Origin of the sequence: Mammaliicoccus sp. Q-M61, assembly GCF_022386055.1 — a bacterium.
GTDB lineage: Bacteria > Bacillota > Bacilli > Staphylococcales > Staphylococcaceae > Mammaliicoccus > Mammaliicoccus sciuri_A.
In genome coordinates, this window is sequence record NZ_JAJNJL010000003.1 from 32,224 (window position 1) to 55,287 (window position 23,064).

The 23,064-nt window shown below is 33.0% G+C and carries 23 protein-coding genes; 17 read left to right on the plus strand and 6 right to left on the minus strand.

Annotated features, from left to right (window positions below):
• The first annotated feature begins 70 nt into the window (after nucleotides 1-70).
• Both LQ677_RS05525 and LQ677_RS05530 read left to right on the plus strand, forming a co-directional pair.
• A complete protein-coding gene (locus LQ677_RS05525; protein ID WP_037590003.1) occupies nucleotides 71-688 on the plus strand; it encodes a DUF47 domain-containing protein in 618 nt (205 codons plus the stop codon).
• 13 nt (nucleotides 689-701) lie between these two features.
• Nucleotides 702-1,700 (plus strand): inorganic phosphate transporter, encoded by a 999-nt coding sequence (locus tag LQ677_RS05530; RefSeq protein ID WP_037590001.1) that lies wholly within the window; start codon nucleotides 702-704, stop codon nucleotides 1,698-1,700.
• Between the two features lie 621 nt (nucleotides 1,701-2,321).
• On the opposite strand, the gene LQ677_RS05535 is transcribed toward LQ677_RS05530, so the two are convergent.
• Nucleotides 2,322-3,131: a LysM peptidoglycan-binding domain-containing protein gene (locus LQ677_RS05535; RefSeq protein WP_204256948.1), complete on the minus strand. Its 810-nt coding sequence runs from the start codon at nucleotides 3,129-3,131 to the stop codon at nucleotides 2,322-2,324.
• Nucleotides 3,132-3,447: 316 nt separating this feature from the next.
• Between LQ677_RS05535 and LQ677_RS05540 the strand changes: the two genes are divergently transcribed.
• From LQ677_RS05540 to LQ677_RS05550, 3 genes are all read left to right on the plus strand, one after another.
• Nucleotides 3,448-4,095, plus strand: coding sequence for a Bax inhibitor-1/YccA family protein (locus LQ677_RS05540; protein WP_037589997.1), 648 nt, complete (start codon nucleotides 3,448-3,450; stop codon nucleotides 4,093-4,095).
• A gap of 122 nt (nucleotides 4,096-4,217) precedes the next feature.
• Complete coding sequence (locus tag LQ677_RS05545; protein WP_048541255.1) at nucleotides 4,218-4,931, plus strand: YebC/PmpR family DNA-binding transcriptional regulator; 714 nt, start codon at nucleotides 4,218-4,220, stop codon at nucleotides 4,929-4,931.
• 12 nt (nucleotides 4,932-4,943) lie between these two features.
• Nucleotides 4,944-5,423, plus strand: coding sequence for a cupin domain-containing protein (locus LQ677_RS05550; RefSeq protein ID WP_025907371.1), 480 nt, complete (start codon nucleotides 4,944-4,946; stop codon nucleotides 5,421-5,423).
• Nucleotides 5,424-5,480: 57 nt separating this feature from the next.
• Here the strand turns inward: LQ677_RS05550 and LQ677_RS05555 are convergent, their stop codons facing one another.
• Entirely contained in the window at nucleotides 5,481-6,590 is a 1,110-nt protein-coding gene (locus LQ677_RS05555; protein WP_239748159.1) for a 5-methyltetrahydropteroyltriglutamate--homocysteine S-methyltransferase, read from the minus strand.
• 127 nt (nucleotides 6,591-6,717) lie between these two features.
• Here LQ677_RS05555 and LQ677_RS05560 point away from each other — a divergent pair, with 127 nt between their 5' ends.
• Nucleotides 6,718-8,232, plus strand: coding sequence for a phospholipase D family protein (locus LQ677_RS05560; protein ID WP_239748160.1), 1,515 nt, complete (start codon nucleotides 6,718-6,720; stop codon nucleotides 8,230-8,232).
• 304 nt (nucleotides 8,233-8,536) lie between these two features.
• Here the strand turns inward: LQ677_RS05560 and LQ677_RS05565 are convergent, their stop codons facing one another.
• The gene (locus tag LQ677_RS05565; protein ID WP_025907366.1) at nucleotides 8,537-9,088 is read right to left on the minus strand and encodes a TetR/AcrR family transcriptional regulator; all 552 of its coding nucleotides are present in this window, start codon (nucleotides 9,086-9,088) and stop codon (nucleotides 8,537-8,539) included.
• Nucleotides 9,089-9,297: 209 nt separating this feature from the next.
• Here LQ677_RS05565 and LQ677_RS05570 point away from each other — a divergent pair, with 209 nt between their 5' ends.
• The 3 genes from LQ677_RS05570 to LQ677_RS05580 all read left to right on the plus strand — a co-directional run bounded on the left by LQ677_RS05570 (nucleotide 9,298) and on the right by LQ677_RS05580 (nucleotide 12,593).
• Complete coding sequence (locus LQ677_RS05570; RefSeq protein WP_037589989.1) at nucleotides 9,298-9,945, plus strand: HlyD family secretion protein; 648 nt, start codon at nucleotides 9,298-9,300, stop codon at nucleotides 9,943-9,945.
• A gap of 12 nt (nucleotides 9,946-9,957) precedes the next feature.
• Entirely contained in the window at nucleotides 9,958-11,850 is a 1,893-nt protein-coding gene (locus tag LQ677_RS05575; protein ID WP_191836095.1) for a DHA2 family efflux MFS transporter permease subunit, read from the plus strand.
• A gap of 203 nt (nucleotides 11,851-12,053) precedes the next feature.
• Nucleotides 12,054-12,593, plus strand: coding sequence for a ribonuclease FAU-1 family protein (locus tag LQ677_RS05580; RefSeq protein ID WP_025907360.1), 540 nt, complete (start codon nucleotides 12,054-12,056; stop codon nucleotides 12,591-12,593).
• A gap of 76 nt (nucleotides 12,594-12,669) precedes the next feature.
• Here the strand turns inward: LQ677_RS05580 and LQ677_RS05585 are convergent, their stop codons facing one another.
• A complete protein-coding gene (locus LQ677_RS05585; RefSeq protein ID WP_037589984.1) occupies nucleotides 12,670-13,491 on the minus strand; it encodes an undecaprenyl-diphosphate phosphatase in 822 nt (273 codons plus the stop codon).
• A gap of 162 nt (nucleotides 13,492-13,653) precedes the next feature.
• Here LQ677_RS05585 and LQ677_RS05590 point away from each other — a divergent pair, with 162 nt between their 5' ends.
• Nucleotides 13,654-14,529: a LysR family transcriptional regulator gene (locus LQ677_RS05590; protein ID WP_025907355.1), complete on the plus strand. Its 876-nt coding sequence runs from the start codon at nucleotides 13,654-13,656 to the stop codon at nucleotides 14,527-14,529.
• 51 nt (nucleotides 14,530-14,580) lie between these two features.
• Here the strand turns inward: LQ677_RS05590 and LQ677_RS05595 are convergent, their stop codons facing one another.
• Nucleotides 14,581-15,228 (minus strand): MOSC domain-containing protein, encoded by a 648-nt coding sequence (locus LQ677_RS05595; RefSeq protein ID WP_191836096.1) that lies wholly within the window; start codon nucleotides 15,226-15,228, stop codon nucleotides 14,581-14,583.
• 134 nt (nucleotides 15,229-15,362) lie between these two features.
• On the opposite strand from LQ677_RS05595, the gene LQ677_RS05600 reads away from it, so the two are divergent.
• From LQ677_RS05600 to LQ677_RS05610, 3 genes are all read left to right on the plus strand, one after another.
• Nucleotides 15,363-16,574, plus strand: a complete 1,212-nt coding sequence (locus tag LQ677_RS05600; protein ID WP_025907351.1) for a sugar efflux transporter — start codon at nucleotides 15,363-15,365, stop codon at nucleotides 16,572-16,574.
• Nucleotides 16,575-16,585: 11 nt separating this feature from the next.
• Nucleotides 16,586-17,068: a DUF456 domain-containing protein gene (locus tag LQ677_RS05605; protein ID WP_025907349.1), complete on the plus strand. Its 483-nt coding sequence runs from the start codon at nucleotides 16,586-16,588 to the stop codon at nucleotides 17,066-17,068.
• Nucleotides 17,069-17,422: 354 nt separating this feature from the next.
• On the plus strand, nucleotides 17,423-17,920 hold the full coding sequence (locus LQ677_RS05610; protein WP_239705359.1) for a cysteine hydrolase family protein: 498 nt from the start codon (nucleotides 17,423-17,425) through the stop codon (nucleotides 17,918-17,920).
• A 1,069-nt stretch (nucleotides 17,921-18,989) separates the two neighbouring features.
• On the opposite strand, the gene LQ677_RS05615 is transcribed toward LQ677_RS05610, so the two are convergent.
• Nucleotides 18,990-20,288 carry a PTS sugar transporter subunit IIC gene (locus LQ677_RS05615; RefSeq protein WP_037589976.1) on the minus strand — a complete coding sequence of 433 codons (1,299 nt, stop codon included), beginning with the start codon at nucleotides 20,286-20,288 and terminating at the stop codon, nucleotides 18,990-18,992.
• A gap of 114 nt (nucleotides 20,289-20,402) precedes the next feature.
• On the opposite strand from LQ677_RS05615, the gene LQ677_RS05620 reads away from it, so the two are divergent.
• The 4 genes from LQ677_RS05620 to LQ677_RS05635 are packed head-to-tail and all read left to right on the plus strand — an operon-like array spanning nucleotide 20,403 to nucleotide 23,009.
• Complete coding sequence (locus tag LQ677_RS05620) at nucleotides 20,403-21,500, plus strand: DUF871 domain-containing protein (RefSeq protein WP_191835705.1); 1,098 nt, start codon at nucleotides 20,403-20,405, stop codon at nucleotides 21,498-21,500.
• 1 nt (nucleotide 21,501) lies between these two features.
• Nucleotides 21,502-21,804: a PTS sugar transporter subunit IIB gene (locus LQ677_RS05625; RefSeq protein WP_191835706.1), complete on the plus strand. Its 303-nt coding sequence runs from the start codon at nucleotides 21,502-21,504 to the stop codon at nucleotides 21,802-21,804.
• Nucleotides 21,805-21,813: 9 nt separating this feature from the next.
• Entirely contained in the window at nucleotides 21,814-22,131 is a 318-nt protein-coding gene (locus tag LQ677_RS05630) for a PTS sugar transporter subunit IIA (protein ID WP_025904329.1), read from the plus strand.
• Nucleotides 22,132-22,148: 17 nt separating this feature from the next.
• Nucleotides 22,149-23,009 carry an SDR family NAD(P)-dependent oxidoreductase gene (locus LQ677_RS05635; RefSeq protein WP_191835707.1) on the plus strand — a complete coding sequence of 287 codons (861 nt, stop codon included), beginning with the start codon at nucleotides 22,149-22,151 and terminating at the stop codon, nucleotides 23,007-23,009.
• Nucleotides 23,010-23,064 lie beyond the last annotated feature (55 nt).

Consider the following 23,064-nt stretch of genomic DNA (forward strand, 5'->3'; position numbering starts at 1 on the left):
ATTCATTTTGAAAGAGTACAATGAAAGAGTAATTACATAAATTATGATGTAAATTTTGGGAGGATTACTAATGTTTAATAAGAAAAAGGATAAGTTTGGTATTCAGTTAGAAGCTATAGCTGAGAATTTAAGTCGCGCATCAGTTGAATTTGGAGAAATGGATTTTGATTCAGATTTCGACTTAAAAGCTTATTCAGATAAAATTAAAGCCTATGAGTCTAATGGTGATGATCTTATGCACCAAATGATTACTGATTTAAATCAAACTTTCATTACACCGATTGAAAGAGAAGACATTTTAGAATTATGTGATGCATTAGATGATGTATTAGATGAAATGGAAGAAACTTCAGCAATGTTTGAAATGTACTCTATCAGTTATTCAGATGAATACATGGCAGAATTCGTGAAAAATATACAAGCAGCAATTAAAGAAATTGAAATCGCTGTAACGTTAGTAGCTGAGAAGAAATTCTCACACATTCGTGTACATTCTATCAACATTAAAGAATATGAAACGAATTGTGATGGTATTTTAAGACAATCAATTAAATATATTTTCAACAGTGAAACAGATCCAGTAACATTAATAAAAATTAAAGATATTTATGAATCTCTTGAAGATGTAGCAGATAAATGTCAATTAGTAGCAAACAAATTAGAACAAATTATTATGAAAAATAGCTAAGGAGTTTTAAAAAATGGATAGTTTACTCATTATTACCGTAGCTATTGTTGTGTGTGCGTTACTTTTTGACTTTATTAATGGTTTCCATGATACAGCCAATGCAATCGCTACAGCAGTATCTACAAAAGCACTTAAACCACGACATGCAATTATTTTAGCAGCGGTTATGAACTTTGTCGGGGCATTAATGGCAACAGGTGTAGCACAAACAATTGCTAAAGATATTGTCGATCCGTTTAAGTTAGAAAATGGTTCAGTCGTTATTTTAGCAGCATTGATTTCTGCTATAGCGTGGAATCTTATTACTTGGTATTTCGGGATTCCAAGTTCATCTTCACATGCATTAATAGGGTCAATTGCAGGTGCAGCTATTGCTTCTGCAGGATTTGGAATATTACATTACCAAGGATTTTCAAAAATTATATTAGCTTTAATTGCATCTCCAATTTTAGCGTTTATCGTTGGTTTCATTGTATATTCTATTTTCAAAGTCGTATTTAAAAATAATAATTTAACAAGAACAAATAGAAACTTTAGATTTATCCAAATTGGTACAGCAGCTTTACAAGCATTCTCACACGGTACAAACGATGCTCAAAAAGCAATGGGTATCATTACAATGGCACTTATTTCAGCTAATATGCAATCTACAACAGATATTGAATTATGGGTTAAAATAAGTTGTGCTACTGCAATGGGACTTGGAACTGCAGTAGGTGGATGGAAAATTATCAAAACAGTTGGTGGAAACATTATGAAAATCCGTCCAGCTAACGGTGTAGCAGCTGACTTATCATCAGCATTCGTTATTTTCGGTGCTACATTCATTCACTTACCAGTATCAACAACACACGTAGTATCTTCATCTATTTTAGGTGTAGGTTCATCACAACGTGTTAAAGGTGTTAAATGGACAACAGCACAAAGAATGATTATTACTTGGATTATAACTTTACCAGTATCAATTATCCTTTCTTTCATCATTTATCATATTTGTGCTTTATTCGTATAATCAATCATCAAAACATCCAACTCAGTAACGTTGGATGTTTTTTTGTATGGGAAAAATGAGAAGGAGGAGGAGAAATTTAGTGATAGGTGAATTTTTTGTGGGGAGATGTTCTGAGTTAGGGACAGAATTCTGAGAAATGTCCGTAAGAGGTGTTGTTAAGGACATAATTCTGAGAAATGTCCGTAAGAGGTGTCGTTAGGGACAGAATTCCGAGAAATGTCCGTAAGAATTGCCCGTATAATTACCAGAATTCGAAATAATGGAAGTTAGCGGATTCTAATTACCAGAATTCGAAATAATGGAAGTTAGAGCATTCTAACTACCATAATTCGGAATAATGGAAGTTACAGCATTCTAATTACCACAATTCGAAATAATGGAAGTTACAGCACTCTAATTACCAGAATTAGGAATAATGGACGTTAGCCGACTCTAATTACCACAATTCGAAATAATGGAAGTTAGCGCATTCTAATTACCAGAATTCAGAATAATGGAAGTTAGAGCATTCTAATTACCACAATTCAGAATAATGATAGTTAGCGCCCAGATAATAAAAACTACCACACACTAATTTTCTGCATAGAAAAAACCAGTTCGTCTTCTGAACTGGTTTTTTTATTAATGAATATATGAATAGTTATATACTTGTGATGCTGGGACTGTTCTGTAATCTTTAACACCTGGAGGCGTATTATAGTTCATTTCTGAAATTAATAGACTTCCGTCTGCGTTAATAGATTCTACATATGATACGTGACCATATTGTCCAGCTGTAGTTTGCATAATTGAACCTACTTCAGGAGTACCGTCTACTCGGAAACCGTCAGCTTGTGCTGCGCCTGCCCAATATTTAGCATCTCCCCAGTATGTGCTGATTGAACTACCAGCTTGTGCTCTGCGATCAAATACGTAATATGTACATTGACCCCAGTCATATAAGTTTTGGTCATTGAATGATTTATTGCCACCTGTTTGAGTAGGTTGTGTGTTATTTGAAGGAGTAGTTGTAGTATCACTACCGCTTCCACCAGCAATTTTTAAAGTTTGACCAGGATAGATAATATAACCTTGTAAATTATTTGATTTCATTAGTTGGTCAACTGTAACACCGTTTTGTTGTGCGATTACTGCTAATGAGTCACCGCTTTTAACTGTGTATGTAGATCCTGAAGTTGCTGTTTCTTGAGAACCGCTTCCTCCCGTTGAACTACTTCCGTTTACAGTAATGACTTGCCCTGGGAAAATCATATTTCCTGAAATATTGTTACTTGATTTCAGTTGATTAACAGATACACCATATTGGTCTGCAATCATCCATAAAGATTCACCATTTTTTACAGTATGTTGAGTTGAAGCTTCGGCGTCGTTATGAGCTGCTATAGCTGCAACACCAGAAACAGCTGTTACTGCGAATGCAAATTTTTTCAAAGGCTTATCCTCCTTAGGTATATATAATATATAAAAACAGAATACTAAAATGAACTTTCTTCTATACACGTAATGGTAACAAAAATAATATTGTATGTACCTGATGTAATCACTTTGTAATAAAAACACAATAATTAATTTTTACTTTTTTACATTAATTGAAGTGTGCTAAAACCGTTGTGAGCGTATCTATATGGAATATGGTAATTTATGTATGTATGATGAATGTTACAAATTATAGAAGACATGACGTTTGATATATAGAGAAATAGCATGTAAAATGTTGGTATTACGTTATAAAAAGGAATGATTAAAGATGAATTATGATAACCAATATGCATCTTATCAACATACAGATACTCATGGTTCAGCCATTAGAAAAACATGGCTATACTTCTTATATTATTGGGTAATCTTTGGAGTTGGGACATATGTAGGTCAATTCGTACCACCTGCATTACATTTACCAATTACAATTGGATTGTTTGTACTCATTATGATTTCATTATTTGTAAAATCGTCTAGAAAATTTGGCGGTTTAATTTCAAATATATATGCATTCTTTATCGGCGTGATTTCATATACGGCCTTTATGTATTATTTAGGTACATTAGGTACACAAGCGTTTTATGGCAATATTGCCTTAGCAATTGGTGCATTTGCTGCTTTTGGTATACTCGGTTACTTTATGATTGATGATGCCTCAGGTTTAGGAAAATATTTATTTGTAACATTAATCGCATTAATCTTCGCAAGCTTATTAGGTATATTCATCCATAATCCTATTTTCCATACAGTGTTATCTGTAATAGGTATTGGACTGTTTCTACTTTATACTGTGTATGATTTTAACCGTATGAAACTAGGGAACTTCTCTCCTAGAGAGATGGGCTTTAATTTGTTTATTAATTTACTCAACATCATCATGCACATTTTAAGACTCGCAAGTATTTTAAAAGATTAAACATAACAAGTCTGAGGCAATCATCGTGTCTCAGACATTTTTTGATTTGTAAACTTTGCCAGATGTAATCATTATTGTATAATAAGTATGTTAAATAACTCACTTGAAAGAGAGATGGAAATATGGGACGTAAATGGAATAATATTAAGGATAAAAAAGCCCAAAAAGACAAAAATACAAGTAGAATCTATGCTAAATTTGGTAGAGAAATATATGTAGCTGCTAAATCAGGTGAACCTGATCCAGAATCAAACCAAAATCTTAAATTTGTATTAGAAAAAGCTAAAACTTATTCTGTTCCTAAACATATTATAGATAGAGCAATTGAAAAAGCTAAAGGCGGATCAGAAGAAAACTTTGATGAATTAAGATATGAAGGTTTCGGTCCAAGTGGTTCAATGCTAATAGTTGATGCATTAACAAATAACGTAAACCGTACAGCAAGTGATGTACGTGCAGCATTCGGTAAAAATGGCGGTAATATGGGTGTATCAGGCTCAGTTGCTTACATGTTTAACCATACAGCTGTATTCGCATTTAAAGGTAAATCTGCTGATGAAGTTTTCGAACTATTATTAGAAGAAGATTTAGATGTGAGAGATGTTATCGAAGAAGAAGATTTAACAATTGTATACGCAGAACCAGATCAATTTGCACAAGTTCAAAATGTGCTTAAAGCAAATGGCGTAGAAGATTTTGACGTTGCTGAACTTTCAATGTTAGCTCAATCAGAAGTAACATTATCAGAAGAAGATTTACAAACGTTTGAAAAATTAGTCGATGCAATTGAGGATTTAGAAGACGTGCAACAAGTATTCCACAATGTTGACTTGTAATGGAGTGTTTAGATGAATAAAGAGAAATGGATAAGCGCACTCAATTTAATACCACATCCTGAAGGTGGTTTCTATCATGAAACGATTAAATCAGAACATGCTTTAAATGATGGCAACGCGTTATATACAAGTATTTATTTTCTATTAGAAAAAAATAATATTTCGCATTTTCATAGAATAGAATCTGATGAGGTATGGTATTATCATGCAGGACAAACATTGACTGTGCATATGATTTATCCGGATGGACATTATGAAAAAGTTAAAGTCGGTCCAAATGTTGAAGAGGGAGATGTATTACAAGCGCTCGTACCAAAAGGCGTGATATTTGCTTCAACTGTTGAAGGTGACAATGACTATGCACTTGTAGGATGTATGTGTGCACCAGGATTCCAGTTTGAAAAATTTGAACTGTTTACACAGGCTCAATTAATTGAACAGTATCCACAGCATCAAGAAGTAATTGAAAAATATGCTTTCGAAACAATTTAAAGTTTAATATAAAAAAATCCCAATCCGAATGAGTCGGATTGGGATTTTTTTGTGGAATTATAGTTCTCCGTATACTTCTTTAGCAGTTTCGATGACATAAGATAATTTACGCCATTGCTCATCTTCAGATAAGATGTTACCTTCTTCTGTTGAAGCGAAACCACATTGAGGGCTTAAGCATAATTGATCTTTTGAAACGTATTTTGTTGCTTCGTCTAAACGATCAAGAATATTTTGTTTGTCTTCAAGTTCACCAGTTTTTGATGTGAATAAACCTAATACAATATATGCATCGTTTCTATCAAAGTGTCTTAATGGCTCAAAGTCTCCTGAACGATTGTCATCGTATTCTAAGAAGAAGCCTTGTAGCTTTTCAGTGAATAGTTCTTTCGCAATTGGTTCATAACCACCCGTAATTGCCCATGATGATTGATAGTTACCACGACAAATATGAGTTGTAATCAATAAGTCTTCTGGTAAATCAGCTAATGCATCATTGACAACTTTTGCTGCTAGTTTGATAGCTTCTGCTTTTTCTTCTTCAGAACGCTCTCTATTTTTAATTAATTGTTTTGTTGCTGCTAATCCAGCCCAATATACATCGTCAATTTGTAAATAGCGACAACCTAATTCATAAAATTTAAGAATAGATTGACGATAAGCTTCTGAAACATCTTTCGCATATTCATAAATATCTGGATAGATTGCATGGTTTAATATGTTTGGATGGAATAACTGGTTTGGGCTCGGTATAGATACTTTACTTACAGCTCTTCCGTTTACTTGCTTATGTAAATAATCAAAATGTGCGAAGTGAGGGTGATCTGGGTTGTATTGGACTTTTCCTACAACTCTTACGTCATGTTTTTTAGTCTCTACGCCATTAAATGTTAAACCAATTTCTGGTTCATAATCTTCTACGCCTGTTAAATTTTCTAAGAAATCAAAGTGCCAATAAGAACGTCTGAATTCACCGTCTGTAATACTTTTCAATCCGACTTCTAATTGTTTTTCAATAATCTTATCGATTTCTTGATCTTCAACTTTCTTTAAATCTTCTTGTGTAATCGTACCTTCTGAAAATTGTTGACGAGCTTTCTTTAAAGGCTCAGTTCTTAGTAAACTACCTACATGGTCAGCACGGAAAGGTCTTAATTGTTCTGTCAATTTGCTTCACTCCTGTTTATATACTCTAAAAATTCTGAAAAATTCAATATTAATTAAAAATACCAAAGTAATACATCGATGTCAATTTAGTTTTGATATAATAAATAAAAAGGAGGGGATTAAACACTTGGCTAATAAAAAGAAAAATATCAAAAAGAAAAGTCAGTCTGTAAAAAGAAAAAAGAAAAATGATAAATCAAAGCGTAAAAATAAAAAGAAATATATTTATGGATTCCTTTTATTGATTATTGGAATTGTGATAGCTATGAGTATTTATCATGTGTTTAAACCTTTACCACATGGCGTTTCAAAAGTGAGTTCAGAAACGATGACAGACCATGTGGAACTATTAACAGATGTCACTTATAAAAACGGGAATAAGATGCAGTACAATCAAGAAATATTTGATAAAGTAAATGAGACGATTAAAGAAGCGGATGATTTTATTATTATGGATATGTTCTTATTTAATCATTATCAAACGGGAGACAAGACTTATCCAAAAATATCTCAACGTCTTACACAATCATTAATTGATAAGAAAAAAGAAAACCCAGATATGAGAATTATTGTGATTACAGATCCAATTAATTCATTCTACGGTTCATACACGCCAGACAATATTAAGGCTCTAAAAGCCAATAATATAGACGTCTACTACACAAATCTTAATGAATTAAGAGATTCTAATCCGATTTATTCAGGTATGTATCGTACATTTTTCCAATGGTTTGGTAATAGTGAAAATGGTAAGTTAAGTAATCCATTAAGCCCTGAAGCACCAGACGTTACAGTTAGAGGCTATTTGAATATTTTAAATATGAAAGCAAATCATAGAAAGACTTTAGTTACAGAAAAACATGGCATGATCTTATCTAGTAATCCACATGATCCAAGTGGCTATCATCAAAATGTTGGTGTCAGAGTATCAGGTCCAATCCAAAATGCAATTATTAAATCAGAAATTGCAGTTGCGAATATGAGTGGGGGTCGATACTCACCAAGTGATTTCAAAATTAAAAACAATAGCTGGAATGATAACGCCAAGTATAGTGTGCAATTAGCGACTGAAGGTAAAATTAAAGATCAAGTCATTCAAAATATTAAAAAAGCACAATCTAAAGACCATATTTCAATAGGTATGTTTTATCTTTCAGACAGAGATGTGATTGACGAATTGATTAAAGCTTCTAAAAGAAATGTGGATATCAAACTTATACTTGATATTAATAAAGAAGCATTTGGTAAAGAAAAGCCAGGCGTACCGAATAAGCCGGTTGCAAGTGAATTGATCAATCGCTCAAAAGGAAGCATTAAAGTAAGATGGGCTCGTTCAAATGGCGAACAATATCATTCTAAATATATGTTGTTTGAGCAAAATGAAAACAATCGTGCCACGATGATATTAGGTTCATCCAATTTAACAAGAAGAAATATTGGAGACTATAATTTAGAATCAGATATTATCATTAAAGGTAAACAAAATGATGCAGCCTTTAAAAAATTATCCAATAACTTTAAACAATCTTGGAATAATAGTGAACACGATATGACTGCACAATATGATGAATTCAAAGACGAAGCACTATGGAAAAAAGTATTATACAGAATTCAAGAAAGTACAGGTTTATCAAGTTTTTAACAGTATATAAAAAAGACATTCATCGTGAAGGTGAATGTCTTTTTTTGGATGAGACTGAATATTAGGGAGTAACGCACGAAGACTCGGAGATATCGTGCGCTAGGGTACAAAATAAGGGCGTAACGCACGAAGACTCGGAGATATCGTGCGCTAGGGCACAAAATAAGGGTATAACGCACGAAGACTGAGAGATATCGTGCGCTAGGGCATAAAATAAGGGTATACCGCACGAAGACTCGGAGATATCGTGCGCTAGGGTACAAAATAATGGTGTACCGCACGAAGACAGAGAGATATCGTGCCATTATCTATTAATCTTAATAATATTCCGATACATAATATCTGCCATTTTTTCTGGTTTTTCTACACATCCGTTTTTTAGCCAACTATAAATGGTAGCGATTTGTCCGCCGACTGTATAGTCAAGGAAGAAATTGACGTCTTGAAGTGTACCTATTCGTGTAATCAATTTTTCAAATCTTAGTTTAATGAGTTTGATAAAGCTGATGATGAGTTCTTTTTCTGGATGGACAACGAAGACACTTGTGAAAAATCTCTGATGTCTTGATATGTAATAAAAGACATTTGTAAAGTACTGTTTAACATACTTTCTTCTTTTATCAGGGTTTTCAAGGATAGATTGTTCTATATTATCCATTAATGTTTCATAGTTCGTCATATGAAATTGTTTGATTTCTTCATACGTTTCATATTTATCTTTAAAATGTGCGTAAAATGTTGAACGATTGATACCACATTCTGCACATAACATTTTTATTGTGATTTCATCAAAATGATAATGTTCTAATAAGTAAACCATATTACTTATGATTAGTTGTCTCGCATGTTTTTTCATAGGTCACCTCGAATAAATACATACCTAATATTTTAACAAAAAGCCGTTCAAAGATACATTCATATACCATTTAAATATGTAGATATTATGAATAATTATCTGATTTTTCCGCCATCTTAACCCGACAAACTTATTTAATTTGTTGGTTTAAATCATGATTCCAGAGCCGTATAATGAATAAATCATTGAAATTTGGAGGAAATAAAGTAATGAAAAAAATAGTGCTTGTAAATGTTATCACTATAATAATTTTAGTGGCTATCGGCCTAGTAGGATTCCATTATTATAGTGAAGCAACAGATTATGTAAAAACAGAAAATGCAAAAGTTGACGGTGAGCAAATCAAAATTGCTAGCCCAGTATCAGGTAACTTAACAAGCTTCGACGCTAAAGAAGGTAAAACTTATGACAAAGGCGACAAAATCGGAGAAGTAGCTGGTAAAGGTGAAGATGGACAGTCTCAAGAAATGGACATTAAAGCACCATCTAAAAGTACAATCGTAAAAACTTCTGCAACAGAAAACAGTTTAGTTCAAGCTGGATCACCAATCGCATATGCATATAACTTTGATGATTTATATGTAACAGCAAACATTGACGATACAGATGTAGAAGATGTTGAAAAAGGACAAGCTGTTGACGTGTATATCGACGGACAAGAAGCTAGTGTTAAAGGTAAAGTGTCTCAAGTTGGATTAGCAACTGCATCAAGTTTCTCATTGATGCCTTCATCAAATAGTAATGGAAACTATACAAAGGTGACACAAGTTGTTCCAGTGAAAATCACATTTGATTCTAAGCCATCAACAAATGTTGTTCCAGGAATGAATGTTGAAGTTCGAATCCACAAGAATTAAGGAGGGTGTATTATGACATCAACCTTTACGGTGGCTTATATAATTGTAGCAATCCTATTATGGATTGGAATTAATGCATTTGTTTTAAAACGCAAAAAAAGTAAATCAGTTTCTAAGCAAGTAACTGATGAAACAACAGAGAACAAAGAAACACAATTGAAATCAAAAGATGATAATATCAATCATCAACCAGAACGTTCACATATTGAAAAAATGGAAGCTGAACATAAGTCATCTGACTCAGAGATGAACGAAACGACTTCTAACAAAATGTCTTCTGAAGAGCATGATAAAGAATCAGGTGAATCACATGAGCATACTGAATTATCTGATCGTGGTATGGAATTAAACGAAGACGAACCAATTAATGAACAAATTAAGAAAAATCATGTCAATTTCGTATATGGCAAAGGTATTTCAAGAAACAAAATTTTAGTTGCGATGATGTTTGGTATGTTTATAGCTATTTTAAACCAAACATTATTAAATGTTGCTTTACCGGTTATTAACAATGAGTTCAGTATTTCAGCGTCTACAGGACAATGGTTAATGACAGGATTTATGTTAGTGAATGGTATCTTAATACCAATAAGTGCATTTCTAATAAGTAAATATTCATACAGAAGACTATTTCTTATAGCAATGACGTTGTTTACAGTTGGATCAATTATATGTGCTTTATCATTTAACTTCCCAATGATGATGACAGGTCGTGTTATCCAAGCAGTTGGTGCAGGTGTGTTAATGCCATTAGGTTCAAATGTATTTATGACAATATTCCCACCAGAAAAACGTGGTGCGGCAATGGGTACTTTAGGTATTGCATTTATTCTTGCACCAGCAATCGGACCGACATTATCAGGTTGGATCGTACAAAACTATCATTGGAATGTCATGTTCTATGGTATGTTTGCAATTGGTTTAGTTGCAATATTTATTAGTTTCTTCTGGTTTAGAATTTATCAAAAAACTTCTAATCCAAAACCAGACGTTCAAGGTATTATCTATAGTACTTTAGGATTTGGATTATTGCTTTATGGATTTAGTGAAGCGGGTAACGATGGTTGGACTTCATTAACAGTTTTATTATCATTGATTATCGGTGTAATCTTCACAGCATTATTTGTTATTCGTGAAGTCAGAATGAAAAATCCAATGCTTGATATGTCAGCATTAAAATATTCAGGCTTTACATTGACTACGATCATTAACGTTATCGTAACAATGAGTTTATTCGGTGGTATGATCTTATTACCAATCTATCTACAGAATTTACGTGGTTTCACACCACTAGATTCAGGGTTATTACTATTACCAGGTTCACTTATAATGGGCTTCATGGGTCCTATAGCTGGTAAAATGTTAGACTCATTTGGTATTAAACCACTCGCTTTAATTGGTTTAACAATTATGACATTTGCTACTTGGGAATTGACACAGTTAAATATGGATACGCCATATACAACAATACTTGTTATTTATATTGTCCGTTCATTTGGTATGAGTTTCATCATGATGCCAATTATGACAGCAGGTATGAATTCATTACCACAACGATTAATTCCGCATGGTAATGCAATTAGTAATACGGTAAGACAATTAGCAGGGTCAATCGGTACAGCCATTCTTGTTACAGTAATGACTCAAAATACGACATCACATTTAGCAAATATGTCAGATAATATGGATTCAACAAATCCTATGATCCAAGAACAAATTAAAGCTTTATCAGATTCTGTTGGCGGTCAAGAAGCAGGTACAACTGCACTATTTACTTACTTCAATAAACTTGCAACAGTTCAAGGTATTAACGATGCATTCTGGATTGCAACATTATTCAGTGTGATTGCTTTAATTTTAAGTTTATTCTTGAAAGGTAAATCTCATTATTTATCAAAAGAATAGTAAGAACTCCTAGATATAAAAATATAATTTCATTTTGTATTTTTAAATTATATATTAATGTTTAATTGTTTAAACACTACAAGAAACAGTGAAGTTTCTTGTAGTGTTTTTTTAGAATAGTAATTTAATTTATGAAATTCTATATTGAATGCTTTGAATTAGACATGGTTTTTTATATAATGTAAAAAAGGAGTTGGTAACTTATGAAAGTTAAGTATATTGACAAACGTCATTGGCGACGTCTCCTTAATCGCGAATATAAAGAAGTTGTATTGGACACCAATCATTTTAAAGGGCTAGTTGGATTAGTAACAATGGTACAAGTAAAAGAGCCTTTACAAGTAAATGTGGTCGGCAGGGAAATTACAGTTGCGGATAATGGATATAAGTGGATGCAAATCTTACCTGAAAAGAAGCCATATAGTATCACTGTAATGTACGATAAACAGAATAAACCAGTACAATACTATTTTGATGTGAATTTGAGGAATATCACACAACTTGGCAATGCTAGAACATTAGATTTATGTCTTGATGTATTAGTGATACCGAAGTCGGGTGAATATGAACTTGTTGATGAAGATGATTTAGAAAGAATGCTCAAAGAGAAGAAAATATCCAAAGCCCAATTCCATAAGGCATATGTTACAGCTCATGAAATTATGTTTAAATTAGAGACGGATTTCAAAGGAATTGAAAAGAAAATCAGATATTGTTTTCACGAAATTATGAATGCGAAGTGATTGAACTACAATGTTATGGCATATTTCTATATAAAAACGAGGAATCCCTTTAAAGATGGAATTCCCCGTTTTTTTATTATAGGAAGATTAGCGCAAGTATGATTGCTAATGGACCTACGATGAAACAATATTTACTAAAGATACCTAATTGACCACGTTCCATAATGCCTTGTAACCATTTAAGTGAGAAATAACTTGCTACAAGAGATGCAATAAATGCAAATACATATGAAATCATCAATGATGTATCGGGTGGAGTTTCAACAATATCTTTAATACCAAGTAAAGCTGTACCCAAACTTACAGGAATATATAGTAAGAATGAGAATTTAAATGCTGTTTTTTGGTTCATACCTACACCTAATGCACCAACAATCGTTGCACCACTTCTACTTAGTCCAGGTACTAAAGCAACTGCTTGAAATAGACCGACGATAATAGCATCTTTAAGAGACAAATCTTTTTCAAGTTTTTGACCACGTTTATTCTTAATAAACCACAATGCGATACCAGTGACGATAAGCATGATACCTACCATAATCACACTTTTAGTATCCCCAATAATATCTTTAAAGATTATACCTAGAACACCTGCAGGAATCGTTGCAATGACTAAGTACATCGCAAGTTGGAAATTTTTCTTAATCGATTCGGTACGGTCACCTTTAATATATTTAAGTGTATCAACAATAAGCGTGATAATATCTTTTCTAAATAAGATAAGCACGGCAATTAATGAAGCGGTATTCACAACAATTTCAAATGTTAAACCGTCCGTATGTAATCCTAAAAATTCTTGTGCCATCACAAGGTGTCCACTTGAAGAAACCGGAATTGGTTCAGTTATACCTTGAAGTAACCCAAGAAAAACATATTTAATAATTTCTATAATAAGCATGATATGATCCTTCCTATTTAATGTACATGCTCAACTATAACGAATTATGAATCGACTTTCAATTTATGAAATAAAAAAATTTATATTTCGGTCTAAAGTTGTAGGCGTGGTCGTGTAGGCAAATCGTGTTATAATATAATGAAAGTAAGGAGTGTGTGTCAATTGAAAGTAGACGATTATAAGTTACTGGTAACATTAGAAGACGTAAAGACATTAAGGAAAGCAGCAGACATTCTCTATATATCTCAGCCGGCAGTGAGTCAAAGGTTGAAAACAATTGAAAACTTTTTCGGTATAGATATTTTTATAAGAACAAAGAAGCAATTGATAACAACAAATGAAGGTTCACTTGTAATTGAACACGCTCGAAAAATGTTAAAAGAAGAACGTTTATTATTAGATAAAATCAGTTCTAAAATAGGCGAAGTAAATGGTAGCATTTCAATAGGTGTATCTTCATTAATCGGACAGACTATTCTCCCGCAAGTATTAGGAGAATACACGCACTTATATCCTAATGTGGATATACAATTACAAATCGGTTCAAGTGAACACATTAAACAATATCAGAATGACTTTCACATCATGGTTGTAAGAGGAAACGAAGTCATGAATGTTCAAAATGATCTTCTACTTAATGAGCAGCATTACTTTATATATCCTAAAAATAGAAAACAAGATCTACACCTTTTACCAATGATCGAGTTTCAAGCAGAACCAATTTACTTAAAACAAATAGAAGAGTGGTATTCAGATTATTTACAACAAGAATATCATGCACTCATTAAAGTCGATCAAATTGCTACATGTAAAGCATTGCTATTAAATGGAGTAGGTGTAACGGTCTTACCTGAACTCGTTATAGGTGATATCGATACAGATAAATTTGAAATCAAGAAATTGAATGTCATGCGTAAACCACTGACAAGGTCTACATATATATGTTATGAACATAACGTATTACAATTACCACAAGTGAAATCATTCATAGAAGTCTTAAAGAACTATATTAATCAGCTTGAAATAGGTAAAAAATAAGCAGAAAAGAAATCTTTACGGATTTCTTTTCTGCTTTCGTTATATTGATTTTTATGACAGACGTTTTCTCAACTTCATAAATATTTCGCGGGTTTCATCATTAATCGCGTCATGATTTAAAATATTGTCGATACGCTGTAGATTTTTACTATCTTTAAATCGTGTTTCGTTCAATTCATAAATCGATAATTTTGGCTCAGTTTGTTCAATTAATCTCATATTGTCATTCTGTGAAACATATCCTTCTTTTAATACTCTGAAGTAACAGCCTGTTCGATAACTATCAGCCATGCGTTTAACTAAATCTTTAATGCCATAACGTTGTGCGATTGTAGCGCAAGGTTGTCTTGGACATGAAACTTGAATGATCGCTTCACCAAGTTCGTATGTATCACCAATGTTTAAATCTTCTTCTGTCAAACCTGAAACGGTTATATTCTCTCCGAAAATTGCATACTTCGGTAACAAATCAATAATGTCTTCCCAATATGCGTAATTATCTTTGCTGTAAAAGCAGAGTGCTTTTTCAGGGCCACCGTGTCCTTTGTATTGCTGTTCGTCTTCAACAAAGCCTGTATGTGTTAAGTACATCTTATCTTTAAAAGGTTCTTTGAAAATGGCAGTCTTTTTTGATTTTTGATCGCTAAATGTGATATTGGCAATTTTTCCGACTGATATATAATCTACTTTGTAATCCACTAGAATGACTCCTTTTTACAATATTTAATAATGATTTTACCGGTTAATGTGAATTATAGCAATAAAGCATTGACGTAACAGAGGATAAGCTTTAAAGTACAAGCATATAATAAAATATAGGAAGTTGTGAATTCATGTTTTTGAAATTATTTCAAATAAAAAATTATAAACTCTTTACCGCAAATATGGGTTTACTTGGTATGGCAGTTGCGATTACTGTTCCATTCCTAGTGTTGTATGCGACGCAACATTTAGGCATGACGAAAGGACAATATGGGTTGTTAATGGCGCTTGCAGCAGGGGCATCATTTACAGTAAACTCTATTGTTGCTAGATTTTCAGATAGTGGCAAAATTAATCGTAAATATCTTATCATTACCGCACTTATTATGGGTGCATTATGTTTCTCCATTTATTTCTACATACATACTATTTGGGTGTTCATCGCACTTTACGCAATGTTCCAAGGTCTAGCTGCACCAGCAATGCCTCAAATGTATGCCTCAGCACGTGAATCAATTAATGAATCAGCTTATAAAGATAGAAGTATATTTGCTAATACAGTTCTACGTTCTACATTTTCATTAGGATTTTTATTTGGTCCTTTAATTGGGACTGTATTGTTAAGTGCTTTTGGATATGATGGATTGTTTGGTGGAACGGTGGCACTATTTTTAACAGTTTTAGTATTATTAATTATATTTTATAAAGAACCGAAGAAAGTTATTAAAAATGCTATCGGTAATTTTACTGAAAAGAAAGCACCAAACTTAATGAAAGAACCGACATTATTAATACCATTTCTAGCATTCATTTTGTTACATGTCGGTCAGTGGATGTACACGCTGAATATGCCATTATATGTAACAGAATATCTTAAAGATAATGAATCACATGTCGGCTATTTAGCAAGTTTATGTGCGGGCTTAGAAGTTCCGTTTATGATTATACTTGGTATTATTGCAAGTAAGTTCAAAACAAAAACATTATTAATGGTTGGATCTATTTTTGGATTCGGTTATTACTTTAGCATCGGGGTGTTTGATAGTTTCGTCGCAATGTTGATAGGACAACTCGCATTAGCATTCTTCTTAGCTATTTTACTCGGTTTAGGTATTAGTTATTTTCAAGATATTTTACCAGAATTTCCAGGATACGCATCAACATTATTTGCCAATGCAATGGTCATCGGTCAGTTAGGTGGAAATTTATTAGGTGGTATTATGAGTGATCTCGTTGGACTAGGAAATGTATTCTTTGTTTCAAGTTTATCAATAGCAGTAGCATTTGTATTACTTATTTTCACAGTAGAACATACGACACATAACGAAACTAAAGTAAGTTAGGAGATATAAAAATGACAGCAATAAGTTGGATATTAATTATCTTAATGTTTGTAATTGCATTTATAGGATTAGTGAAACCTATAATTCCATCCGTATTATTTATATGGGTTGGGTATTTCATTTATCACTTTGCAATTGATTCAAGCAAATTGTCTTGGGTATTTTGGGTAGTAATGATTGTATTTACAATATTTATGATCTTGTCAGATATCATTATGAATAGTTATTTCGTTAAGAAATTTGGAGGTTCTAAATTAGGAGAAACAATGGCAGCAGTCGGTGTCATCATCGGTTGTTTCGTATTTCCTCCATTTGGAATTATAATCGTTCCATTTGTATTAGTATTTGTAACAGAAATCATTCAAAAAGGTGATATTGCAGCTGCAACAAATGCAAGCGTAGGATCATTACTTGGTTTCTTAACAAGTTCAATAGCAAAAGCATTGATTATGGTAGTCATGATTATCTGGTTCTTTATTGATATTATTATTTAATATAGTAGGGAAAGCCTGGTACAGTTCAATAGCTGTATCAGGCTTTTTTATTTGGAATGAGGAGTATGGGGAGTGGAAGTTTGTTTTAGGTGTGGAGGCTTGTTGGGTATGGGGTATGGGTGCGGAAAGATGTGAGTTAAAGAGGTAGTAAACTCACGAGATCGCAAAACATGTGAGTTAAAGAAGTAATAAACCCACGAGATTAAGAAAGATGTGAGTTAAAGATGGAATAAACTCACGACTTTAATAATGTACAGAATGTAAATTGTAATTATTTTCCTCAAATGATAATATAAGTTAAAAATAGCTAAATAGATAAAATAAATTATTTTTGAATCTGTTGAGGTGAAATATATGAAAGGCTTATTGATAATAGATGTACATAAAAAGTTTTTAAAAGGTGAGAATGGATGTGATATTAAAAGTAAAATATTAGCTATAAGTGAGTTATTCAAAAATGATAATTTACCTATTTTCATAATAAAACATGATGATTGTGGAGAATTAGATAATGATATAAATAATTTAAGTGATATTCTTATTAAAAAAGATACACCTAGTGCATTTTTTAATACTCCTTTAAAAATCTTATTAGATGAATATAAAGTAACTGAATTAGTTATAGTCGGATTTAACATTGAATATTGTGTCCTTTTTACAGCAATTTCAGCTTTTGAATTAGGGCTTAAAGTTCATGTAGTTGAAGATGCATGCGGAACAGTAAATGATGAAAATACATATGATATGCCTGGATTAGACATTAATGATTTTATTGGGTCCATATTAAATTGGTCGAAAGTTATTGAAGTGCCTTATCTTGATGAATATTTGATTTATCATAAAAATTCTTAAACTAGTATAATACATAACATTGTATTGAATGAAAATTAGGAATGCTAACAGAGATGTCCTAAGTCTTAGATTAACTACTGAATAAAGCCAAGAGATAGCCTAAGTCATAGCTTAACTACTGAATAAAGCCAAGAGATAGCCGAAGTCATAGCTTAACTACTGAATAAAGCCAAGAGATAGCCTAAGTCATAGCTTAACTACTGAATAAAGCCAAGAGATAGTCCAAGTCATAGCTTAACTACTAAATTAAGCCAAGAGATCGTCCAAGTCTTAGCTTAACTACTAACTTAAGCCAAGAAATCCCCTAAGTCATGGCTTAATGTCTAACTTAAGCCAAGAAATCACCCAAGTCATAGCTTAACTACTGAATAAAGCCAAGAGATGCCCCAAGTCATAGCTTAACTACCAACTTAAGCCAAGAGATAGCCCAAGTCATGGCTTAACGCCTAACTTAAGCCAAGAGATCGTCCAAGTCTTAGCTTAACTATTGAATAAAGCCAAGAGATGTCCCAAGTCGTAGCTTAACTACTGAATAAAGCCAAGAGATGTCCCAAGTCTTAGCTTAATGTCCAACTTAAGCCAAGAGATCAATCAAGTCATGGCTTAACGTCTAACTTAAGCCAAGAGATAGCCCAAGTCATAGCTTAACTACTAACTTAAGCCAAGAGATCGTCCAAGTCTTAGCTTAATGTCCAAATAAAGCCAAGAGATAGCCGAAGTCATAGCTTAACTACTGAATAAAGCCAAGAGATCAATCAAGTCTTAGCTTAACTACTAACTTAAGCCAAGAGAACAACCAAGTCATGGCTTAATGTCTAACTTAAGCCAAGAGATCATCCAAGTCATAGCTTAACTACTGAATAAAGCCAAGAGATAGTCCAAGTCGTAGCTTAATGTCTAACTTAAGCCAAGAGATGTCCCAAGTCTTAGTTTAATGTCTAACTTAAGCCAAGAGATAGCCCAAGTCATGGCTTAATACCTAACTTAAGCCAAGACATTCCCTACATACCAAAAATAAAAACCCTCAGGGACAAATGAAACTGTGTCCCTGAGGGTTCCTCTTTTCTTACTATTTGCCTTCTTTCATATCTTGTTCGATTTGTTCTTTTGATTCGCCGCTTTCTTCTAAGACCATTTTACGGTCGTACATTTTGAAGAATGGGAAATAGATAATGACTGAAACGGCGATATTAAATAGTACGAGTACGATTGCTCGCCAATCGCCACCTGTTGCTAAATATGCACCGATTGGAGCTGGTAATGTCCATGGTGCCATTACGCTTGTGGCATTTACGAGTCCAAATAATGTTGCTAAGTAGGTTATGACGGTTAATACTAATGGAATGATAATAAATGGTATAACCATGATTGGATTTAATACAATTGGTAATCCAAATATTACTGGTTCATTAATATTAAATAATGATGGTATTGATACAGCTTTACCGAATTTCTTTAAGAACTGAGATTTTGCAAACAATAATATACAAATGACAAGTCCTAATGTAGCACCTGCGCCACCTATCCAAACAAACCATTGGAAAAATGTTTCTGGTGCTATATGCGGTAATGGTTCACCGGCAGCATGTGCTTCTGCATTTTTAGCTAAATAAACTTCCCATAGAGGACGCTCGATTGTCCCGACAATTGACATACCATGAATACCAAATGCCCAGAAGAAAGTTGTTAAGAATACAGGTACTAGTACACCAGGCAATGTATCACCTGCAAAGACAAGCGGACCTACGATTTTATCAACGAGTGTATGTAAATCAAGTTGGAATACTACTGTAATGATACTCATTGCACCGAGTACAAAAACTACTGGGATTAAAGATTCAAATGAGCGACTTACTGATGGCGGTACTTGAGGTGGCATCTTGATCGTAATATTTTTATTTTTACATAATCGATATATTTCTACTGAGAATATCGCAACAAACATTGCAACAAATAGTCCGTGACCCCCTAAATTGGTCATTGGTAATACGAAACCTAATTTTTTATCCATAGTTGGTGCGATTGTTAATAAGAATGCAGCAGTGGAAAGTTGTGCTGCTGACAATGGATCTAAGTCATAGGATTTGGCGAGATTGTAACCTATACCAAACACAATATACAAACTCATGATAAACATCGTCATTCTATATGGAATTAAAATTTGCTCAGCGTGTTCTGTTGCCCACTGAGTAATTGCCCACGACTCTGGTAACGGTGGTGTCGCAAATATTAGGAAGAATGAGCCGAATATAATAAATGGAAGTGCTGAAATAACCCCGTCACGAATGGCGAGTAAATGACGCTGGTTAGAAAGCTTGGTCATTGGACCTGAAAGTTTGCCTTCTATCCATGTCGCAAAGTTATTCATAAAAAAATCCCCCTTCGTTTGTAAGCGCTTCAATTTTGTTATAGTATAAACTAAATAGATAAAATATTCAAAATTATAAAAAAAGAAATATATTGTGAATGGAAGTGAAGTTTGATGAAACGGTTAGGAATTTCTTTATATCCAGGAAAATCAAATGAAAATGAAGATATTCAATATATCGAAAAAGCCCATCAATACGGTTTTACGAGAATATTTACAAATTTATTGCAACTTACCGATGAAAATAAAGCGACATTGTTACCAGTCATTGAAAAAACGATTCGTTATGCTAAAAATTTAAACTTTGAAATTTTTATAGATGTGGCACCTCGCACATTCAAAGTACTCGGCATCGAACCAAATGATTTATCTTTTTTCAATGATTTAGGTGTAGACGGTATAAGACTTGATGAAGGGATAGGTGCGAAAGAAACAAGTGATATGACTTATAATCCTTATGGCATAAAGATTGAACTGAATATGAGTGTGATGAATCATTATATTGATAATGTGATGGATTTTGAGCCGAATCGCGCTTGTTTAGTAGGATGCCATAATTTTTATCCGCATCGATATGCAGGGATATCCGAGGCATTCTTTTTAGAAGGTAGTAAAAAATTCAAAAAATATGGGTTAAGAACAGCAGCATTTGTTTCAAGTAAAGTAGCTGACTTTGGACCATGGCCAGTTACAGAAGGTTTGCCTACTTTAGAAGATCATAGAGGTTTACCAGTTACAACCCAAGCACAACATTTATGGGCTACTGGGTTGATAGATGATGTCATCATCAGCAATTGTTACCCTTCAGAAGCAGAATTAGAGATTTTGAGTCGTTTGATAAATGAACCTATTACATTTGATGCAAAATTATTTGATGAAATATCTGACTTAGAGAAGAAAATTGCAATCGAAGAGCCACATTTTTATAGAGGTGATGTGAGTGAGTATATGATTCGTTCAACACAAAGTCGTGTGAAGTATAAAAATGAATCATTTCCAGCACATCATACAGTTGCCATTAAACGTGGTGACATATTAATAGACAATGAAGAATATGGTCAATATAAAGGTGAATTACAAATTGCATTAAAGCCGATGCTCAATACTGGAAAAGTCAATGTTATTGGCAGAATTGAGCCACATGATTTACCACTGCTCAACTATTTAAAACCTTGGGCACATTTTAAATTTAATATAAAGGAGAAAGATTAACATGAAAAAAATATTATTAGTTTGCTCAGCGGGTATGTCTACAAGTATGTTAGTTAAAAAAATGCAAGATACTGCAAATAAAGAAGGTAAAGAATACGAAGTAGAGGCATTAGCCTTATCAGAAGCAGAAACAAAAGTTGATGAAGTAGATGTTATTCTACTAGGACCACAAGTAAGATTTCAAAAAGCACAAGTAGAAAAAGTAGCAAATGGAAAAGTACCAGTAGATGTAATTGATATGCAACAATATGGCATGATGGATGGAGAAGGCGTATTGAAACATGCTGAAAGATTAATGGAATAAGGTGAGAATATGGAAAAATATGAACAAATTGCCTTTCAAATTATTACAAATGTAGGAATGGCAAAAAGTAATTATATGCAAGCAATTCAAGAAGCAAAAGAAGGCAATTTTGAAACAGCTGAGAACTTAGTTTCTGAAGGCAATCAATTTTTAGTTGAAGGACATAAAGTGCATAAGGATCTGATTCAAGCAGAAGCTTCAGGTGAGCCGGTTCCTTTAAATTTGTTATTGTCCCATGCTGAAGATCAACTTATTTCTACTGAAGTCATTAAAGAAATGGCTAAAGAACTGATTTATGTACATCAAAATTATGTGAAAAAGCAATAAAAATAAGGAGATAAACAATGTCGAATAGAATTCTAGCAATCACTGGACCAACTTCAGGAATAGGAAAATCAACCGTTATTGAATTAGCACACGATTATGACATTATTATTTTGTTATGTAGAAATGTTGAAAAAGGTAATGACTTAAAAAAGCTTTTAGAAGCGGAACATCAACATATTACAGTAGATGTTATTAAGTGTAATTTATCAGATTTAGCAAATGTTATGAAAGCTGCGACACTTGTTTTAGAACGATATCCTTATGTCGACTGTCTCATCAATAATGCAGGCGTCATGTCATTAACAAGACAAAAAACTGTAGATGGTTACGAATTAATGTTTGGTACGAACTATTTAGGACACTTTATGCTAACGCATATATTATTTGGTTCAATTATGAATAGTCATGACAAACAAATTATTATCGTATCATCTGGCGCATATTTATTTGCACATCTTGGAAGACGAAACTTTAAGTATCCATTAAGATTTAATCCGATTAAGTCTTATGGAAGATCTAAGCTTGCGACTTTATATTTTATGCAAGAATTACATGAAAAATTTTCAAAAGATGGCTTACATGTTACGGCAGTGCATCCAGGTGCTGTTTCAACTAATTTAGGAAAAACAAAATATAATCAAACATTTGGGAACTTAGTTTATAAAATATTTGATCCATTATTTATTTCTCCTAAAGAAGGTGCTAAGTCGACCATTAAAGTATCGAAGAATAAAAATTTGTATAAAGGTGAATATGTTCAAGAAGGAAAGATTACAAAACTCAAATCACATGGTCTTAATTACTATGATCGCAAAAGATTAATTCGTGAGACGTTAGCATCATTACAACTAGACCAATTCATGTATTGGGAAAAATAATAAATGAATACGTTTACATTTGAAACTGATGATGTAATTTATTGTTTTCTTTTAA

Bases quoted from the DNA above. Each gene is read 5' to 3' on its own strand.
- LQ677_RS05525 (WP_037590003.1), top strand. From the start codon at position 71: ATGTTTAATAAGAAAAAGGATAAGTTTGGTATTCAGTTAGAAGCTATA.
- LQ677_RS05530 (WP_037590001.1), top strand. From the start codon at position 702: ATGGATAGTTTACTCATTATTACCGTAGCTATTGTTGTGTGTGCGTTA.
- LQ677_RS05540 (WP_037589997.1), top strand. From the start codon at position 3,448: ATGAATTATGATAACCAATATGCATCTTATCAACATACAGATACTCAT.
- LQ677_RS05545 (WP_048541255.1), top strand. From the start codon at position 4,218: ATGGGACGTAAATGGAATAATATTAAGGATAAAAAAGCCCAAAAAGAC.
- LQ677_RS05550 (WP_025907371.1), top strand. From the start codon at position 4,944: ATGAATAAAGAGAAATGGATAAGCGCACTCAATTTAATACCACATCCT.
- LQ677_RS05565 (WP_025907366.1), bottom strand. From the start codon at position 9,088: ATGAAAAAACATGCGAGACAACTAATCATAAGTAATATGGTTTACTTA.
- LQ677_RS05570 (WP_037589989.1), top strand. From the start codon at position 9,298: ATGAAAAAAATAGTGCTTGTAAATGTTATCACTATAATAATTTTAGTG.
- LQ677_RS05575 (WP_191836095.1), top strand. From the start codon at position 9,958: ATGACATCAACCTTTACGGTGGCTTATATAATTGTAGCAATCCTATTA.
- LQ677_RS05580 (WP_025907360.1), top strand. From the start codon at position 12,054: ATGAAAGTTAAGTATATTGACAAACGTCATTGGCGACGTCTCCTTAAT.
- LQ677_RS05585 (WP_037589984.1), bottom strand. From the start codon at position 13,491: ATGCTTATTATAGAAATTATTAAATATGTTTTTCTTGGGTTACTTCAA.
- LQ677_RS05600 (WP_025907351.1), top strand. From the start codon at position 15,363: ATGTTTTTGAAATTATTTCAAATAAAAAATTATAAACTCTTTACCGCA.
- LQ677_RS05605 (WP_025907349.1), top strand. From the start codon at position 16,586: ATGACAGCAATAAGTTGGATATTAATTATCTTAATGTTTGTAATTGCA.
- LQ677_RS05610 (WP_239705359.1), top strand. From the start codon at position 17,423: ATGAAAGGCTTATTGATAATAGATGTACATAAAAAGTTTTTAAAAGGT.
- LQ677_RS05615 (WP_037589976.1), bottom strand. From the start codon at position 20,288: ATGAATAACTTTGCGACATGGATAGAAGGCAAACTTTCAGGTCCAATG.
- LQ677_RS05620 (WP_191835705.1), top strand. From the start codon at position 20,403: ATGAAACGGTTAGGAATTTCTTTATATCCAGGAAAATCAAATGAAAAT.
- LQ677_RS05625 (WP_191835706.1), top strand. From the start codon at position 21,502: ATGAAAAAAATATTATTAGTTTGCTCAGCGGGTATGTCTACAAGTATG.
- LQ677_RS05630 (WP_025904329.1), top strand. From the start codon at position 21,814: ATGGAAAAATATGAACAAATTGCCTTTCAAATTATTACAAATGTAGGA.
- LQ677_RS05635 (WP_191835707.1), top strand. From the start codon at position 22,149: ATGTCGAATAGAATTCTAGCAATCACTGGACCAACTTCAGGAATAGGA.